The organism is Pseudomonas sp. AN-1 (assembly GCF_034057115.1).
In the GTDB taxonomy this organism is placed as follows: Bacteria; Pseudomonadota; Gammaproteobacteria; order Pseudomonadales; family Pseudomonadaceae; genus Geopseudomonas.
Map to the genome: position 1 here is coordinate 1,391,782 of NZ_CP139195.1, position 16,948 is coordinate 1,408,729.

General features: G+C 67.9%; 18 protein-coding genes and 1 pseudogene. 10 read left to right on the forward strand and 9 right to left on the reverse strand.

Features of this window, described 5'->3' with window-relative positions:
* From cysW to oscA, 4 genes are all read right to left on the reverse strand, one after another.
* Complete coding sequence (gene cysW / locus SK095_RS06285; RefSeq protein ID WP_320548281.1) at positions 1-876, reverse strand: sulfate ABC transporter permease subunit CysW; 876 nt, start codon at positions 874-876, stop codon at positions 1-3.
* A 10-nt stretch (positions 877-886) separates the two neighbouring features.
* The gene (gene cysT / locus SK095_RS06290; RefSeq protein WP_320548282.1) at positions 887-1,705 is read right to left on the reverse strand and encodes a sulfate ABC transporter permease subunit CysT; all 819 of its coding nucleotides are present in this window, start codon (positions 1,703-1,705) and stop codon (positions 887-889) included.
* Between the two features lie 98 nt (positions 1,706-1,803).
* Positions 1,804-2,802: a sulfate ABC transporter substrate-binding protein gene (locus SK095_RS06295; protein ID WP_320548283.1), complete on the reverse strand. Its 999-nt coding sequence runs from the start codon at positions 2,800-2,802 to the stop codon at positions 1,804-1,806.
* A gap of 201 nt (positions 2,803-3,003) precedes the next feature.
* Complete coding sequence (oscA, locus tag SK095_RS06300) at positions 3,004-3,189, reverse strand: sulfur starvation response protein OscA (protein WP_092431935.1); 186 nt, start codon at positions 3,187-3,189, stop codon at positions 3,004-3,006.
* Between the two features lie 261 nt (positions 3,190-3,450).
* Here oscA and SK095_RS06305 point away from each other — a divergent pair, with 261 nt between their 5' ends.
* Both SK095_RS06305 and SK095_RS06310 read left to right on the forward strand, forming a co-directional pair.
* Positions 3,451-4,032 carry an alpha/beta hydrolase gene (locus tag SK095_RS06305; protein WP_320548284.1) on the forward strand — a complete coding sequence of 194 codons (582 nt, stop codon included), beginning with the start codon at positions 3,451-3,453 and terminating at the stop codon, positions 4,030-4,032.
* A gap of 77 nt (positions 4,033-4,109) precedes the next feature.
* The gene (locus SK095_RS06310) at positions 4,110-4,934 is read left to right on the forward strand and encodes a sigma 54-interacting transcriptional regulator (protein WP_320548285.1); all 825 of its coding nucleotides are present in this window, start codon (positions 4,110-4,112) and stop codon (positions 4,932-4,934) included.
* Positions 4,935-4,963: 29 nt separating this feature from the next.
* Here SK095_RS06310 and SK095_RS06315 read toward each other — a convergent pair whose 3' ends face one another.
* A complete protein-coding gene (locus tag SK095_RS06315; protein WP_320548286.1) occupies positions 4,964-5,869 on the reverse strand; it encodes an AraC family transcriptional regulator in 906 nt (301 codons plus the stop codon).
* Between the two features lie 103 nt (positions 5,870-5,972).
* On the opposite strand from SK095_RS06315, the gene SK095_RS06320 reads away from it, so the two are divergent.
* The 6 genes from SK095_RS06320 (at position 5,973) to SK095_RS06345 (ending at position 11,257) form a co-directional block, all read left to right on the forward strand.
* Positions 5,973-6,533 (forward strand): carboxymuconolactone decarboxylase family protein, encoded by a 561-nt coding sequence (locus SK095_RS06320; RefSeq protein ID WP_320548287.1) that lies wholly within the window; start codon positions 5,973-5,975, stop codon positions 6,531-6,533.
* Between the two features lie 33 nt (positions 6,534-6,566).
* Complete coding sequence (locus SK095_RS06325; protein WP_320548288.1) at positions 6,567-7,631, forward strand: acyl-CoA dehydrogenase family protein; 1,065 nt, start codon at positions 6,567-6,569, stop codon at positions 7,629-7,631.
* Positions 7,628-8,473: an ABC transporter ATP-binding protein gene (locus SK095_RS06330; protein ID WP_320548289.1), complete on the forward strand. Its 846-nt coding sequence runs from the start codon at positions 7,628-7,630 to the stop codon at positions 8,471-8,473. Before SK095_RS06325 ends, SK095_RS06330 begins: the two co-directional genes overlap by 4 nt.
* A complete protein-coding gene (locus tag SK095_RS06335) occupies positions 8,419-9,627 on the forward strand; it encodes an ABC transporter substrate-binding protein (protein ID WP_320548290.1) in 1,209 nt (402 codons plus the stop codon). Before SK095_RS06330 ends, SK095_RS06335 begins: the two co-directional genes overlap by 55 nt.
* 29 nt (positions 9,628-9,656) lie before the next feature.
* A complete protein-coding gene (locus SK095_RS06340) occupies positions 9,657-10,394 on the forward strand; it encodes an ABC transporter permease (RefSeq protein WP_320548871.1) in 738 nt (245 codons plus the stop codon).
* A 119-nt stretch (positions 10,395-10,513) separates the two neighbouring features.
* Positions 10,514-11,257 carry a sulfite exporter TauE/SafE family protein gene (locus SK095_RS06345; protein ID WP_320548291.1) on the forward strand — a complete coding sequence of 248 codons (744 nt, stop codon included), beginning with the start codon at positions 10,514-10,516 and terminating at the stop codon, positions 11,255-11,257.
* Positions 11,258-11,264: 7 nt separating this feature from the next.
* Here SK095_RS06345 and SK095_RS06350 read toward each other — a convergent pair whose 3' ends face one another.
* The gene (locus SK095_RS06350) at positions 11,265-12,005 is read right to left on the reverse strand and encodes a trans-sulfuration enzyme family protein (RefSeq protein WP_320548292.1); all 741 of its coding nucleotides are present in this window, start codon (positions 12,003-12,005) and stop codon (positions 11,265-11,267) included.
* Positions 12,006-12,031: 26 nt separating this feature from the next.
* On the opposite strand from SK095_RS06350, the gene SK095_RS06355 reads away from it, so the two are divergent.
* Positions 12,032-13,234: an ISL3 family transposase gene (locus tag SK095_RS06355; protein WP_320546462.1), complete on the forward strand. Its 1,203-nt coding sequence runs from the start codon at positions 12,032-12,034 to the stop codon at positions 13,232-13,234.
* A 12-nt stretch (positions 13,235-13,246) separates the two neighbouring features.
* Here the strand turns inward: SK095_RS06355 and SK095_RS06360 are convergent.
* The 3 genes and pseudogenes from SK095_RS06360 to ssuD all read right to left on the reverse strand — a co-directional run.
* Positions 13,247-13,774: pseudogene (locus SK095_RS06360) on the reverse strand (PLP-dependent transferase); the annotation flags it as partial.
* A gap of 100 nt (positions 13,775-13,874) precedes the next feature.
* Positions 13,875-14,726, reverse strand: a complete 852-nt coding sequence (locus SK095_RS06365; protein WP_320548293.1) for an amidohydrolase family protein — start codon at positions 14,724-14,726, stop codon at positions 13,875-13,877.
* The gene (ssuD, locus tag SK095_RS06370) at positions 14,723-15,859 is read right to left on the reverse strand and encodes an FMNH2-dependent alkanesulfonate monooxygenase (RefSeq protein ID WP_320548294.1); all 1,137 of its coding nucleotides are present in this window, start codon (positions 15,857-15,859) and stop codon (positions 14,723-14,725) included. The genes SK095_RS06365 and ssuD overlap by 4 nt, the downstream gene beginning before the upstream one ends.
* A 515-nt stretch (positions 15,860-16,374) precedes the next feature.
* Here ssuD and SK095_RS06375 point away from each other — a divergent pair.
* Positions 16,375-16,890: a rhodanese-like domain-containing protein gene (locus tag SK095_RS06375; protein WP_320548295.1), complete on the forward strand. Its 516-nt coding sequence runs from the start codon at positions 16,375-16,377 to the stop codon at positions 16,888-16,890.
* Positions 16,891-16,948 lie beyond the last annotated feature (58 nt).

Below are 16,948 nucleotides of genomic sequence, written 5' to 3' on the forward strand. Positions count from 1 at the left end.
TTATTCCTCGGCAGCATTCGACTTGAGGCGGGTCAGACGGCTTTCGCTCCACTGCTTGAGCAGCAGGATGCACAGCGCCAGGGCCAGCAGCAGGCTGGCGACGCTGAAGGCGGCGACGTGGTTGTACTCGTTGTAGAGGATCTCGACGTGCAGCGGCAGGGTGTTGGTGACGCCGCGGATATGTCCGGAGACCACCGACACCGCACCGAACTCGCCCATCGCCCGCGCGGTGCACAACACCACGCCGTAGATCAGGCCCCACTTGATGTTGGGCAGGGTGACGTGCCGGAACATCTGCCAGCCGTTGGCGCCGAGCAGGCGCGCGGCCTCCTCCTCCTGGGTGCCCTGTTCCTGCATCAGCGGGACCAGTTCGCGGGCGACGAAGGGCACGGTGACGAACACGGTGGCCAGCACGATGCCGGGCACGGCGAAGATGATCTGGATGTCGCGCTCCTGCAGCCACGGGCCGAAGAAACCCTGGGCGCCGAACAGCAGCACGTAGATCAGGCCGGCGATCACCGGCGACACCGAGAACGGCAGGTCGATCAGGGTGACCAGCAGGCTCTTGCCGCGGAACTCGTACTTGCTCACGCACCAGGCGGCGGCGACGCCGAACAGCAGGTTGAGCGGCACGGCGATGGCCACGGCGGTCAGCGTCAGCTGCAGCGCGGCGAGGGCGTCCGGCTCGAGGATCGCGGTGAAGAAGGTGCCCAGGCCCTGCTTGAGCGCCTCGCCGAGCACCACGTACAGCGGCAGCAGCAGGAACAGGGCGAACGCCAGCCAGGCGCCGGCGATCAGCAGGCTGCGGCCCAGCGCATGGCCGCGGCGGGCGGCGTTGGCCTGTGCGGCGCCGGAGGCGACGGTTACGGATGACATGGCGGCCTCCTCACGGCGTTTCGATGCGGCGCTGCAGCAGGTTGACCAGCAGCAGCAGGACGAAGGACACCACCAGCATCAGCACGCCGATGGCGGTGGCGCCGGTGTAGTCGTACTGGTCGAGCTTGACCATGATCAGCAGCGGCAGGATCTCGGTCTTCATCGGCATGTTGCCGGCGATGAAGATCACCGAACCGTACTCGCCGATGCCGCGGGCGAAGGCCAGGGCGAAGCCGGTCAGCCAGGCCGGCAGCAGCGCCGGCAGCAGCACGTGGCGGAATACCTGCAGCGGCCGGGCGCCGAGGCAGGCAGCGGCCTCCTCCACCTCGCGCGGAATGTCCTCCAGCACCGGCTGCAGGGTGCGCACCACGAACGGCAGGGTGACGAAGGTCAGCGCCAGGGTGATGCCCAGCGGGGTGTAGGCGATCTTCAGGCCGATCTCGGCGGCCAGGCTGCCGATCAGCCCCTTGGGCGCGTAGAGCGCGGTCAGGGCGATGCCGGCCACCGCGGTGGGCAGGGCGAACGGCAGGTCGATCATCGCGTCGATGACCTTGCGCCCGGGGAAGCGGTAGCGCACCAGCACCCAGGCCAGCAGGGTGCCGATCACGCCGTTGAGCAGCGCCGCAGCCAGGGCGACCCCGAAGCTCAGCTTGAGCGCGGCGAGCACCCGCGGCGCGCTGACGATGGCCCAGAACTGCTCCCAGGTGAGCTGGGCGGCGTGGACGAACATGGCACCCAGGGGAATCAGCACCAGGAGGCTGAGATACACCAGGGTGTAGCCCAGCGTCAGCCCGAAGCCGGGTATGACGGGGGAAGTGCGGCGGGACATAGGTTCCTCGCAAGGTTCGTGGCCCGGAGGCCGTCCGGGTTGTGGTCAAGCAACAACCCCCGGTGCCGGACACCGGGGGTTCGATCAGCAGACGGAGATCACTGCACCTGGTAGATCTGGTCGAACACGCCGCCATCGTTGAAGAACTTCGGCTGCGCGGCCTTCCAGCCGCCGAAGTCCTTGTCGATGGTGACCAGCTTCAGGGCCGGGAACTGCCGGGCGAACTCGGCGGCGACCTTCTCGTTGCGCGGACGGTAGAAGTGCCTGGCGGCGATGCGCTGGCCTTCCTCGCTGTACAGGTACTCCAGGTAGGCGGTGGCCAGCTCGCGGGTGCCCTTCCGGTCGACGTTCTTGTCGACCACCGCCACTGGCGGCTCGGCGAGGATCGACAGCGACGGCGCGACGATCTCGAAGTTCTCGCCGCCCTGCTCCTTGAGCGCCAGGAACGCCTCGTTCTCCCAGGCCAGCAACACGTCGCCGATGTTGTTGTTGACGAAGGTGATGGTCGAGCCGCGGGCGCCGGTGTCCAGCACCGGGACGTTCTTGTACAGCTGCTCGACGAAGGCCTTGGCCTTGTCCTCGCTGCCGTACTGCTGCTGGGCGTAGGCCCAGGCGGCGAGGAAGTTCCAGCGCGCGCCGCCGGAGGTCTTCGGGTTGGGGGTGATCACTTCCACGCCCGGCTTGACCAGGTCGTCCCAGTCCTTGATCTGCTTGGGGTTGCCCTTGCGCACCAGGAACACGATGGTCGAGGTGTAGGGGGTGCTGGCCTGCGGCAGGCGCGACTGCCAGTCCTCCGGGATCAGCTTGCCGAGCCTGTGCAGCTCGTCGATGTCGCCGGCCAGAGCCAGGGTCACCACATCGGCCTTGAGGCCGTCGATCACCGCACGGGCCTGCTTGCCGGAGCCGCCGTGGGACTGCTGGATGGTCACCGCCTCGTGACCCTGGGCCTGCCAGTGCTGGTTGAAGGCGGTGTTGAATTCGCTGTACAGCTCACGGGTCGGGTCGTAGGACACGTTGAGCAGGGTGGTCTGCGCCTGTACGGCTGCGCTGAGGGACAGGCCGGCGATGGCAGCCAGGGCGAAACGACGAATGGACATGCTGTTGCTCCTTGTACGTGCCGCTCTGGCACGTTGATCAATTCCGGGTGGTGAAGGTCTGGCTGAACTTCAGCGACACATTCGCCAGCAACAGCAGCGGTAGGGGTGCGTGCTCATGGCTGTGCTCGTGCTCATCTTGTTGTGGCTATGGCTCGGGGTCATGCTCACGCCCTCTGGAGGTCCAGTCGGGCCTGGCTGGAATCAGGCCGGCTTGCTGCCGGTCGGCGACTGCAGACGGAATTTTTCCTTGCGCTCGATCTGCACCACCTGGCCGTTGTGCACGGTGATTTCCACCGCGCCGTAACGCAGGCCATTGAGGGCATTGTGGATCTCGCGCAACAGGCCGGCTTCATCCTGTCCGGCAACACTGCGTAGGTTGGCGCTCATGGAAATGCTCCTTGGAAAGGGGCCGCTGGATGACACGACTCGCGGCGGCTGGAGCGGATATTAGGCGTGCCAGAAATATTCTTAAAAATACTGTTTAAGAATTTTTATATTCCTACATGAAATAACAAACTGACAGACGGACGCCATCCTCTCCTCAGCCACTAAAAACCAAAAAGCATAAATAAATAATTTTTTATTACTTAACATCCTTTTCTCTACTGCCTAGACTGCGCTGATCCACAGCCTGTACGAGGGCCGCCCATGCGCCGTCACGCCATCCACTACCTGATCCTGCCGGGCTGGCAAGGCTCGCCAGCCGAGCACTGGCAGAGCCACTGGCAGCGCAGCCTGCCGGATGCCAGCCGGGTCGAGCAGGCCGACTGGCTGAATCCGCAACGCGATGCCTGGATCGCCCGCCTGGAGCGGCACATCGCCGCGGCCCCCGGCCGGCTGATTCTGGTGGCCCACAGCCTGGGCTGCATCACCCTCGCCCACTGGGCGGCGCAGGCCACCCCGGCGCTGCTGGCCAAGGTACAGGGCGCCCTGCTGGTGGCACCGGCGGACGTCGAGCGCCCCGGCTGTCCCGAGGCGCTGCAGAACTTCGCGCCCATGCCGCGCAGCCTGCTGCCCTTCCCCAGCCTGCTGGTCGGCTCCGACAACGATCCGGCCGCCAGCGCGCCGCGGGCCATGCAGATGGCCCACCAGTGGGGTGCCGAGGCGGTGCTGCTGAGCGGCGTCGGGCACATCAACGTCAAGTCCGGGCACTGCCAGTGGGAGCAGGGCTTTGCCTACCTGTACCGCCTGCAGGGCCTGATCGAGCAGCAGGCCCGGCGCCGGGCCTGAACCGCGCATGCCCTGCCCTGTGGCGCGCCGCGAATCCTTCTGAACGGGCGGAGCCAGGTTCCGCCCGGGAGCCTGTCATGAGTCCGCACAACCCGCTGAGCCAACCGATCCTCACCTTCGCCGATGCCGAGCGCAGCCCGCTGAGCATCCGCGCCAAGGCGCTGGTGTTCGTCGACCCGCGCTCGCGGCAGCTGCATGACGACGTCGAGCGCCTGGCCCCCGGCTATCAGCCGCTGCTGATCCGCGGCGAGACCGGCACCGGCAAGGAGCTGCTGGCCCGCCATATCCACCGCTCGAGCGGCCGCCCCGGCCTGTTCGTCGCCCTCAACTGCGCCAGCCTCAGCGCGCAGCACGCCGAAGCCGAACTGTTCGGCCACGCCCCCGGCGTCTACAACGGCTCATCCAGCAGTCGCGCCGGCTGGTTCGGCTCGGCACACGGCGGCACCCTGTATCTGGACGAGATCGGCGACCTGCCGCTGGCGTTGCAGCACAAGCTGCTGCGCGCCCTGGAAACCCGCGAGGTGCTGCGCGTCGGCGCCCGCGAGGCCAGCGCGGTGGACGTGCGCCTGGTCGCCGCGACCAGCTTCGACCTGGCCCGTGCGGCGGCGGTCGGCAAGTTCGACCAGCGCCTGCTGCACTACCTGGTCGACGGCCGCCTGGAGCTGCCGCCGCTGCGCGAACGCCCGGGTGACATCCTGCCGATGGCCGGCTACTTCCTCGGCGTGCATGCCCAGCGCCTCAGCCTGCCGCCCCCCAGCCTGAGCCTGGCGGCCCAGCAGTTGCTCGAACGCTACAGCTGGCCGGGCAACACCCGCGAACTGGAAAGCGTCATGCACTTCGCCCTGCTGGTGTGCGGCGAGGTGATCGAGCCCGAGCACCTCGAACTGGCGCCTGGTACCTGAGCGGGCGATGCGCCGTGCCGAGCACCACCCTAACGACTGCGCCGGTAGGCCCCCGGCGGCAGGCCGATGAGCTTGTCGAAGGCGCGGGTGAAGGCCGCCACCGACTGGTAACCCACCGCCTCGGCGACCTCGGCCACCGCCTGGCCTTCCTTCAGCAGCCGGCACGCCGCGCGTATGCGCAGGCCGAGCAGCACCTGGCCCGGCGTCTGCCCGGCCAGCTCATGGAAGCGCTTGGCGAACGCGGCGCGCGACAGGCCGACGCAGGCGGCCATCTGCTCCAGCGTCCAGGCTTCGGCCGGTGCGGCGATCAGCCGCTCCAGCAGCCCGCCGAACGCCGGCTGCCGCGCCAGTGCCAGCAGGCCGCGCAGCTCGCCGCTGGTGCTGGTCGTGCCGTGCTGGCGCAGCACGTAGAGGAACAGCAGCTGACTGAGACGCTCGAGCACGCCGGCCGACGGTCCCTGCTCGCGGGCGCACTCGGCGAGGATCAGCTCGAACAGGCTGCGCGCCGCCGCCAGGGTGGGATCGCCGGCACGCAGCAGCAGGCAGGTCGGCAGCGAGTCGACGATCAGCTCGCTGAGTCCCGGCTGGAAATGGAAGAAGCCGCAGACCAGGCCGACCCCCTCCTCCGCCCCGGGCTCCAGCGCCTGCATCTGCCCGCGCGGCGCCGCGCAGGCCGCCTCGCTGCTGGCCTCGCCGGACAGCCGATAGGGCACGTCACGCAGGATGAACAGCGCATCGCCGGCCTGCAATTGCTGTGGCGCCTGGCCGTCGACATGCAGCCAGCAGCTGCCCTGCACCAGCAGGTGGAAGCTGGAGCGGGCCATGCCCTGGGTACTGGCATGCCAGCCACCGCAGTAGCGGCCGACATGGAACAGGCTGGCGTCCAGCTCCAGGCTTTCTAATAACCAATCGATAAGAGTCGTGGACGAATTCATCTAATCGAAAGACTCCAGAGCAAGTGAATAGGATTCTAGAATATTGAACGCGATTCTTATAACCAACAGAATTCCTGCACACTTTCTCTCAGGAGTCCTGTCCATGTCCCGCGTCACCCTGCACACCCTCGAAAGCGCTCCGGCCGAGGCCCGTCCGTTCCTGGAAAATGCGCAGAACAACTCCGGCTTCATCCCCAACCTGCTGGCGGTGCTGGCCAACGCCCCGGCGGCGCTGGAAACCTACGTCACCGTTTCCGCCCTCAACGGCAAGGCCAGCCTCGGCCTGGCCGAGCGCGAGGTGATCCAGCTGATCGCCGCCACCACCCATGGCTGCACCTTCTGCGTCGCCGGCCACACCGCCGTGGCCACCAACAAGGCCAAGCTGCCGGCCGAGGTGATCGAGGCCCTGCGCGCCCGCGGCGAGCTGCCGGACGCCCGCTACGAGGCGCTGGCCGAGTTTACCCGCAACGTCATTGCTACCCGCGGCAATGTCGCCGATGTCGACTACCAGGCCTTCCTCGCTGCCGGCTTCAGCGAGGGCCAGGCGCTGGAAGTGATCCTCGGCGTCAGCCTGGCGACCCTGTGCAACTTCGCCAACAGCTTCGCCCGCACCCCGCTCAACCCCGAGCTGGGCCGCTACCGCTGGGAAGCCGTCAGCGCCTGATTACCACGTCCATTTGCCTGGGAGAGAACGACCATGCTGGATAGCAACCTAAGCCACTGGCTCGAAGCCGAAGCCGACGCCCTAGATCGCGGTCTGCGCGAAGCCGATGACGTACTGCCACAGCTGGCCGCTGCCGGCGTGCTCGGTCTGGGCGTGGACGAGCAGTACGGCGGTGCCGGTGGCGACACCTGCGCCGCTATCGACGCTATCGCCGCCGTCGCCGGCCACTCGCTGACCGCCGCCTTCGTGCTGTGGGGCCAGCGCACCTTCATCGAATACCTGCTGCACACCGACAACACCGCCCTGCGCGAGCGCCTGCTCGGCGAGCTGCTGGACGGCACCCAGGCCGGCGCCACCGGCCTGTCAAATGCCATGAAGTACCTGTCGGGTATCGAGGAGCTGGGCGTGCGCGCCACGCCTAGCGCAGCTGGCTGGCAGCTGGACGGACACCTGCCGTGGGTCACCAACCTACGCAAGCGCGGTTTCGTGGTCGCGGCCGCAGTCGAGCTGTCGGGCGCGGCGCCCTTCATCGCCGCCATCCCCGACGATCTGTCCGGGCTCACCCGCAGCGAAGATCTGCAACTGCTCGGCCTGCAATCGAGCAACACCGCGGCACTGCAGCTCGACGCCCTGCAGCTGCAGCGTGACTGGCTGCTGGCCGACGACGCCCGCCAATACCTGCCACGCGTGCGCCCCGGCTTCCTCGGCCTGCAGTGCGGCATGACCATCGGCCTGACCCGCCGCTGCCTGCAGGAAGTCGAACGCCATCTGGCCGGCAGCCGCTCGGTGCTGGAGGCAGAATGGCGCGATCTGTGCGCGCGGCTCGAACAGTGCGTGGCCGAACTCAAGCACGGCCTGTGCGCCGGCCGCTTCCTGAGCGAGCCGGCCAGCCTGTTCAAGCTACGCATTGCCCTCGCCGAACTGGCCGGGCAGGCAGTGCAGCTGGAGCTGCAGGCCAGCGGCGGCAAGGCCTACCTGCAGCAGCACGGCGCCGGCTTCGCCCGCCGCCTGCGCGAATCAGCCTTCGTGCCCATCGTTACCCCCAGCCTGGTGCAGCTGCGCGGCGAACTGCAGCGTCATGCGGGAGCCGCCGCATGAGCGCGCCGGTCCTGCAGGCCAGCGGCATCGCCCTCGGCTATGGGCAGCGCCGCATCCTGGAGAACTTCGCGCTGAACCTGCGCCCGGGCGAGGTGGTGACCCTCCTCGGCCCCAGCGGCGTCGGCAAATCCAGCCTGCTGCGCGTGCTGGCCGGCCTGCAGGCGCCGCTGGAAGGCGAGGTGCGCCTGTTCGGCGAGCCGCTCGCCGGCCCGCACCCGCGCGTCGCGGTGGCCTTCCAGGACCCTTCGCTGCTGCCCTGGCTGAACCTCGAGCACAACGTCGCCTTCGGCCTGGACTTCAAGCACCAGCCCCGGCGCAGCGCCGCCGAACGCGATGAGCGCGTGAATGCCGCCATCGTCGCGGTTGGCCTCGAGCACGCCCGCGGCCGCTACCCGAGCGAGCTGTCCGGCGGCATGGCGCAGCGCACTGCGCTGGCCCGCTGCCTGGCGCGCGAGCCGCACGTGCTGTTGCTCGATGAACCCTTCGGCGCGCTGGACGAGGTTACCCGCGCCGACATGCAGCAACTGCTGCTCAGGATTGTCCGCGAGCGGCAGACCGCCGCGGTGCTGATCACCCATGACATCGATGAGGCCCTGCTGCTTTCCGAACGCATCCTGCTACTGGGTGGCACCCCAGCGCACGCGCTCGGCGAGTGGCACGTCGACCTGCCCCAGCCCCGCGAAGAGCTGGTCGACGAGCTTGGCCAGTTGCGCATCGACATCCTCAAAACCCTACGGCGGGCAAGCCGCAGCCACGACTCCCACACTCGATCCGCTGGAGACTTGCCATGTGCCACGACTGCAACGACACCCAATATTCGCGCCGCGACTTCCTCAGGTTGAGCGCCCTGCTCGGCGGCGCTGCCGCCACCCTGCCGCTGCTGACCAGCCTGCAAGCCCATGCCGCAGCTGACCCGAACGCCCCGGTGCGCATCGGCTACCTGCCGATCACCGACGCCACCCCGCTGCTGGTGGCGCACAACAACGGCCTATTCGAGGCCGAGGGCATCCAGTCCGAACGTCCGGTGCTGCTGCGAAGCTGGGCGCAGGTGATCGAGGCGTTCATCTCCGGCCAGGTCAACGTCATCCACCTGCTGTCGCCGATGACTGTGTGGGCGCGCTTCGCCAGCCGAGTGCCGGCCAAGGTGGTGGCCTGGAACCACGTCGGCGGCTCCGGGCTGACCGTCGCCCCCGGCATCACGGAGGTGCAGCAACTGGGCGGCCAGACTGTCGCCATCCCGTTCTGGTACTCGATCCACAACGTGGTGGTGCAGCAGGTATTCCGTGACAGCGGCCTGACCCCGGTGAGCAAGCCGGCCGGCAGCGCCATCGCCGCCAACGAGGTCAACCTGGTGGTGCTGCCGCCCTCGGACATGCCGCCGGCGCTGGCCAGCCAGCGCATCGCCGGCTACATCGTTGCCGAGCCGTTCAACGCCATGGCCGAGAACCTCAAGGTCGGCCGCATCCAGCGCTTCACCGGCGACGTGTGGCGCAACCATGCCTGCTGCGTGGTGTTCATGCACGAGCACGATCTGAACAACCGCCCGGAATGGTCGCAGAAGGTGGTCAACGCCATCGTCAAGGCGCAGCTGTGGACCCGCGAGCACCGCGCCGAAGCCGCGCAACTGCTGTCCCGTGACGGCGCCAACCGCTACACCCCCCACGCGCCCGAGGTGCTGCGCCGGGTGCTGGCCCCGGACGCCGCCGAGCGCGCGCAGTACCTGGCCAGCGGCGCCATCCAGCATCAGACATGGGACGACCGGCGCATCGACTTCCAGCCCTATCCGTTCCCCAGCTACACCGAGGAACTGGTGCGCCGTCTGAAGGACACCGTGATCGAGGGCGACAAGGGCTTCCTCGCCAACCTCGATCCGCAACAGGCTGCCCGCGAGCTGGTCGACGACCGCTTCGTGCGCAACAGCCTGGCGGCCGTGGGCGGGCTGAAGGCCTTCGGCCTGCCCGACAGTTTCGAAAGAACCGAGGAGATTCGCGTTTGAATGCCGTAAAGAGCCACGGCTGGTCCTGGCTGCTCGGCCTGGGCGGGCTGTTCCTGCTGTTCGGCCTATGGTGGCTGGGCGTGGCGCTGTTCGGCTCGGGTTCGGGCCTGGCGGCGCTGTTTTCGCCGCAGGCCACCCTGGCCAGCCTGATCGAGCTGCTCGGTCGTGGCGAGCTGTACGAGCACGTCCGCGTCAGCCTGCAGCGCATCCTGGTCGGCCTCTCTCTGGCGCTGCTGGTCGGCGTGCCGCTGGGCCTGCTGGTCGGCGCCTCACGCAATCTGGAGTGGGCGACCACGCCGGCCTTCCAGTTCCTGCGCATGATCTCGCCGCTGTCGTGGATGCCCATCGCGGTGATGCTGATGGGCGTCGGCGACCGGCCGATCTACTTCCTGCTGGCCTTCGCCGCGGTGTGGCCGATCTTGCTCAACACCGCTGCCGGAGTGAAGAGCCTCGACAAGCGCTGGCTGCAGCTGACCCGCAGCCTCAGCGCCACGCGCTGGGAAACTCTCTCGCGGGTGATCCTGCCGGGGGTGCTCGGCCACGTGCTGACCGGCGTGCGCCTGGCCATCGGCATCCTATGGATCGTGCTGGTGCCCTGCGAGATGCTCGGCGTCAGCGCCGGCCTCGGCTACTACATCCTCGACACCCGCGATCGTCTGGCCTACTCGGAGCTGATGGCCATGGTCCTGTTGATCGGCGTGCTCGGCTTCTGCCTGGACGCCGCCGCGCGGGCGCTGTACCGGCGCTGGAGCCATGCGCCGGGTTGAACAAGCAGCCGGCAACTGCTGCTGCCTTGGCCACGGGTCGAGGCAGCAGCACTCCTGTTCCCCCTAAACCCCGCAAGTCCGCGTGTCAGCCACCTTGTGCTCGCCCCGGTAGTCCGCCAATGGCATTAGATAGCCCCGCCCTGATCCTGATCTGCAGCGCCCTGTTCACGGTCGCACTGCTGTATGGCTGCGTCGGCCAGGCGGGGGCCTCCGGCTTCGTGGCGGCGATGGCCTTGTTCGGCCTGGCGCCGGAGACGCTCAAGCCGGCCGCGCTGGTGCTCAATGTGCTGGTCTCCAGCGTGGTTGCCGCGCGCTTCTGCCGCAGCGGGCATTTTTCCTGGCCGCTGCTGTGGCCCTTTCTGGTCGCGTCGCTTCCGGCCGCCTTCGTCGGCGGCTACCTGAGTCTGCCGGTGGCGGCGTTCAGCGCCGTGCTCGGCACACTGCTGCTGCTCGCTGGCCTGCCGTTCCTGGTGCGCAAGCCCGATCATCAGGCGCGCGCCACGCCGCCTTCGCGCGCCGCTTCCGCTGCCGCGGGCGGCAGCATCGGGCTACTCTCGGGGCTGACCGGGATGGGCGGCGGTGTCCTGCTGACCCCGCTGCTGCTGTACTGCCAGTGGGCCACGCCGCGCACGGCGACTGCGGTGTCGGCCGTGTTCATCTTCGTCAACTCGGCGGTCGCGCTGCTCGGCCACCTGACGGCGAGCATGCGACTACCGCCGGGACTGGCATGGATGGCCCTGGCGGCCGCCCTGGGGGGCGCCGTGGGGGCACAGCTGGGTAGTCAGCATCTTCCGCTGCAGGCGGTCTACCGGATCCTCGGCATCACCCTGGTCGCCGCCGGCGCCCGTCTGCTCTGGACCTGAGCGCGACTCAGGGAGCGAGCCGATCCAGTGCCTGCATGAAGTCGGCGACGATGTCCGCCGCCTCCTCGATGCCCACCGAGACGCGCACGGTGCCATCGTGGATGTCCAGGCTGGCCAGGGTTTCCGCCGAAAGCGCACGGTGCGAGGTCTTGCCCGGATGGCTGATGCTGGTCGCCACGCCGGCCAGCGACGGGGCGAACACCGCCAGCTGCAGCGACTGGATCAGCCGGTCGACTTCGGCCAACCCGCCCTTCAGGGTGAAGCTGAGCATGCCCGAGCAGCCGCCGGAGAACAGGCGCTTGGCCAGTTCATGGTCGGGGTGCGACGGCAGGCCCGGATAGTAGACTCGCGCCACCTGCGGATGGGCTTCGAGGGCCTCGGCCAGCGCCTGGGCGCCCCGCGAATGGGCCTGCATGCGCAGGGCCAGGGTCTTGGCGCCGCGGAAGGTCAGCCAGGCCTCGAACGGGCTGGCGCTGCCGCCGGCGTTGATCTGGAAGCGCCGCGCCTGCGCCACCCACTCGGCATCGCCGGCAAGGATGCCGCCGGTGGCGTCGCTGTGGCCATTGAGGTACTTGGTGGTGCTGTGCAGCACCAGGTCGGCGCCGTCGGCCAGCGGGCGGTACAGCGCCGGCGACAGGAAGGTGTTGTCGACCACCAGCTTGAGGCCATGTTTTTGGTTCTTCGCGGGATCGTGGGGAAGAGCGGATTGACAGACAGGGAAGCAGGTAAATTGGCAGTCGCCAAACACACCAACGCCTGCCCCCTGCTGTCACCGTGCATCCTATTGATCTTGCTGCTTTCTGGCCAGGCTACGACGTTGTAGCCTGCAGCCATTCCGTCGAAAAAAACCTCACGCTGACCCTCGAACCCCGAGCGGCCGACCTTCCACGCTGTGGTCGCTGTCAGCAGCCCAGCCCCCTGATCCATGACCGACGCATTCGCCTCGTTCGCGACCGGGATCTGTTCGATCAGCGCGTCCAGTTGCGACTCCCCATACGCCGAGTGGACTGCCTGACGTGTGGGCGAGTTACCGAGCACATTTCCTGGTTGGCCCCGGCCTCGCGGCTGACCCGCCGGCTGTGTTCCTGGGTCGAAACCCTGCTGCGGTTCATGCCCATCAGCCATGTCAGCCAGCTCACCGGGCTGCACTGGCACACCATCAAGACGCTGGACAAGCGGCGTCTCCAGGCCGCATTCGGCACCTTCGAGCCGGGCGATGTGCGCCGTCTGGTGATGGACGAGTTCGCCCTGCACAAAGGCCATCGTTACGCGACGGTGATCATGGATGCCGAGCGTACCCGCGTTCTGTGGGTTGGCCTGGGTAACAGCCGCAAGGCCATACGCCCGTTCTTCGAGCAACTCGGTGAGCGCTGCCAGCAGATCGAGGCTGTGGCGATGGACATGAATACGGCCTTCGACCTGGAAGTGAAACAGCACTGCCCTCAGGCCGAGGTTGTGTACGACTTGTTCCATGTGGTCGCCCGCTACGGACGTGACGTGATCGACCGCATCCGGGTAGACCAGGCCAATGCCCTGCGCCATGACAAGCCCGCTCGCCAAGTGGTCAAGCAGAGCCGTTGGCTGCTGCTGCGCAACCGGGAGAACCTGAAGGAGGATCATGCCGTTCGACTGCAGGAGTTGTTGGCAGCCAACCAGCCACTGGCCACGGTCTATGTGCTCAAGGATGCGTTGAAGGAGGTCTGGTACGCACCCAGCGTGCGGGAGGGCTGGCGGCGCTGGCGAACCTGGCTGAGGCATGTCCGGGAGAGCGGCTTGGCGCCGCTACAACGCTTTGCCCGCAACCTCCAGCGCTATGCCCGGGGCATCCTCGCCAGTGCACGATTCCACATGCACACCAGCCTGCTGGAGGGGGTGAACAACCGGATCAAGGTGATCAAGCGCATGGCCTATGGCTTCAGGGACGCCGATTACTTCTTCCTGAAAATCAAGGCCGCCTTCCCCGGGAAAATGCGATGAACCATGTTTTTTCGCCACCCGGCTCAGCGCCGGGATATCGCTGACCCGCACCAACGGGTTGGACGCAGTTTCCGTGTAGATCAGCCGGGTCTGCGGGGTGATCGCCGCCTCCACCGCGGCCAGGTCGCCGATATCGACCAGGGTGGCGGTGATGCCGAAGCGGCCCAGCTCCTTCTCGATCAGGCTCTGGGTGGTGCCGTACAGCTCGCGGCTGGCGATCAGGTGGTCGCCGGCGCTCAGCACGCCCTGCAGCGCGGCGCTGATCGCCGCCATCCCCGAGGCGCAGAACAGCGCGTCCTCGCCGCCTTCCAGGTCGCGAATCAGCGCCTCCAGCGCGGCCGGGTTGGGGTTGCCGATACGCGTGTACATGTAGTTGTCGGGGTTGCCGGCGAGGAAGTCGTCGACCTGCGCCAGCGACTCGTAGACGAACACCGAAGTCTGGTAGATCGGCAGAGTCTTGGCGTGGGTGACCATCTGGCGGTCGACGTCGTTGCCGCTGTGCACGGCGCGGGTGGCGAAACTCGAAGAAGGCTTGGACATGGCGGGAATCCGGGAAGGAGCGTGGCCGCAGGGTAGCACCCGCGGCCACGTGAAGAGGAGGAGGCGGCCGCGCCCCACCACGGCCGCCTCCGGGGCACACTCAGCCGGGCAGATTGAACAGCCGCGCCGCGTTGCCGTAGAGCAGCCGGTCCAGCACGCTTTCCTTGAAACCGAGGGCGAGGAAGTCGTCGATGGACTGGCCGATCGGTCGGAACGGGTAGGATGAGCCGAACAGCAGCTGCTCACCGAGGAAGCCGTTGGCTGCCTCTACGAAGGCCGCGCTGCCGGGCAGGAACAGGTACATGTCCGGCACGGCGAGGATGTTCTCGTAGCGGAAGGCCACGCCGAGCAACTGGTCCACGTTCGGCCAGTAGCCGTGGTAGCAGACGATCTGCAACGTGGGGAACGTCCGGGCGATCTTCGCCAGCCGGCCCGGGTCGTTGAACGCCGGGTCCGGGATGGTTGGCCCGCTCATCAGGAACAGCGGGATGCCCCGTGCCGCTAGGTGCTCATAGATCGGCCAGTACAGCGGATCGTCCGGATGCCGCGCCGGCTCGCCGAAGCCCGGTTCCAGGTCGATGCCGGACAGGCCCAGCCGGTCGATGGCGCGGTCGATCTCGGCGATGGCACCCTCCCCGCCCTGCAGCGCCGGGTCGATGCCGGCGATGCCGAGCAGCTCCTGGTGGCCGTGGACGATCTCGTGGATGAAGTCGTTGGGCAGGTGCTGGCTCGGCGTGTGGCGGCCGACCACCACCGCGCGACTCAGCCCGGCCTCGCGCACCTCGGCGAGGAAGCCCTCCTGAGTGAGCGAGCGCTCGAAGTGGGCATCGTCGCCGCGAGTGCCGACCCGGCGGTTCAGCCAGCGCGCCGTCGCATGGGCGGCATTGCCCGGCGTGGCGCCGAAGAAGTCGTGCAGGTACGCCGGCCGGCAGCGCATGTCGATGACCTTCATGCCGCGGCCTCGCCCTGCTTGGTGGCGCGCACGTCGAAGGCGCCGCCGGTGACCTCCTCCTCGACGGTGACCGCCTGCTTGCCCGGCAGCAGCGGGAACACCAGCTCGGCGAAGCGGATCGACTCCTCCAGGTGCGGGTAGCCGGACAGCACGAAGCTGTCGACGCCCAGGTCGGCGTATTCCTTGAGGCGCGCCGCCACGGTCTGCGGGTCGCCGACCAGCGCGGTGCCGGCACCGCCGCGCACCAGGCCGACGCCGGCCCACAGGTTGGGGCTGACCTCGAGCTGGTCGCGGCGGCCGCCGTGCAGCGCGGCCATGCGCCGCTGGCCCTCGGAGTCCATCTTGGCGTAGTTGGCCTGCGCCTTGGCGATGGTCTCGTCGTCGAGGTGGCTGATCAGCTTCTCGGCGGCGGCCCAGGCTTCCTCGTTGGTCTCGCGCACGATCACGTGCAGGCGCACGCCGAAGCGCACGGTGCGGCCGTACTTCTTCGCCCGCTCGCGCACGTCGGCGATCTTCTCGGCCACCGCCGCCGGCGGCTCGCCCCAGGTCAGGTAGGCGTCGACATGCTTGGCGGCCAGTTCGTGGGCGGCCGGGGAGGAGCCGCCGAAGTACAGCGGCGGATAGGGTTTCTGCACCGGCGGGAAGAAGTTCTTCGCGCCCTTGACGGTGACGTGCTTGCCCGCGAAGTCGACGGTCTGCCCCTGCAACAGCTCGCGCCATACGGTGAGCACCTCGTCGGCGGCCTCGTAGCGCTCGTCGTGGCTGAGGAACACGCCGTCGGCGGCCAGCTCGGTGGCGTCGCCGCCGGGTACCACGTTGAGCAGCAGGCGGCCCTTGAGCGCCTGGTCGAGGGTCGCGGCCTGGCGCGCGGTGGCGGTCGGCCCGCTCACCGAGGTACGCAGCGCCACCAAGAGCTTGATGCGGCTGGTCACCGGCACCAGGCTGGCAGCGGTGACCCAGGGGTCGAGGCAGCTCGAGCCGGTGGGGATCAGCAGGCCGTCGTAGCCGAGGCTCTCGGCGGTCACCGCGATCTGCCGCAGGTACTCGTTGGTTGCCGGGCGCCCGGAGGAGGACTTGCCCAGATAGCGGGTGTCGCCAGAAGTGGGGAGGAACCAGAAGATGTCCAGGCTCATGGATGCTTGCCTCAAGTGTCTATCGGGATGGCCTATTGCGGTCGCGCACGACCAGGGTCATCGCAAGGCGCACAGCGGCTCGCCGCTGGCGTGGTACCGGTGGGCGCTCTGTGTCGCCCTTCCCTCAACTTCAGCAAGCACCGTACCAGAAGCCGAAATACCCACTAAAAAGCACGAAAAGACGGCGAAGAACCGGTCATCACCCAGCGATCATCGAGCTGACCTCCCTCTGCCCGTGCCGTAGCCCCGCATCCGGCAACTGTGCTAAATCCGGCAGATTGTCGAATCGCTGTTGAGCGGCCAACAGTTGCCTGGGGAACAGTTCCCGACGCCGGACGCCTGTCGGCAGCCCCGCCCGCTAGGTTTTCACGGCCACGGACAAAACACACCCCCAAATATTCGATAAAGGAATAAAAATAAAATTATTAATTATTTTTTAGATATATTCGCCAACCCCTAGAGTGCCGACACTCGGCCGCTGCGCCGAACCGACCAGCCCTCCAGAGGACTCCACCATGTCCGCCGCCGAATCTCATTTCTCCATTGAACCCCTCCCCGCCCTAGAGCTGGCCGCCGCCCAGGCGCTCACGCCGCAGCAACTGCTCGAGCGTGGCCGTCTGCGCGGCCGGCAGGCCCAGCTCGACTACACAGGCAGCCTGTATCCCACCGAGGCATGGGCGCTGGTGGAAAGCGGCGCCGCGCGGCTGATCGACGTGCGCACTGCCGAGGAGCTGAAGTTCGTCGGCCGGGTGCCGCACAGCCAACACGTCGCCTGGCAGACCGGCCCGGCGCTGATCAGGAATCCGCGCTTCCTGCGCGAGCTGGAAGCCCGCAGCCAGCGCGACGAGGTGCTGGTGCTGCTGTGCCGCAGCGGCAAACGCTCGGCGGCCGCAGCCAGCGCCGCCGCCAAGGCAGGTTTCACCCGGGTGTTCAACGTGCTGGAAGGCTTCGAGGGCGACCTCGACGCCAATCAGCAGCGCGGCGACAGCGGCGGCTGGCGGTATCGCGGCCTGCCCTGGCTGCAGGACTGACAGAGCAACAGACGGCTGCCGGGGCACCCGGCAGCCGTCGGAACCACGGGATGGAGCA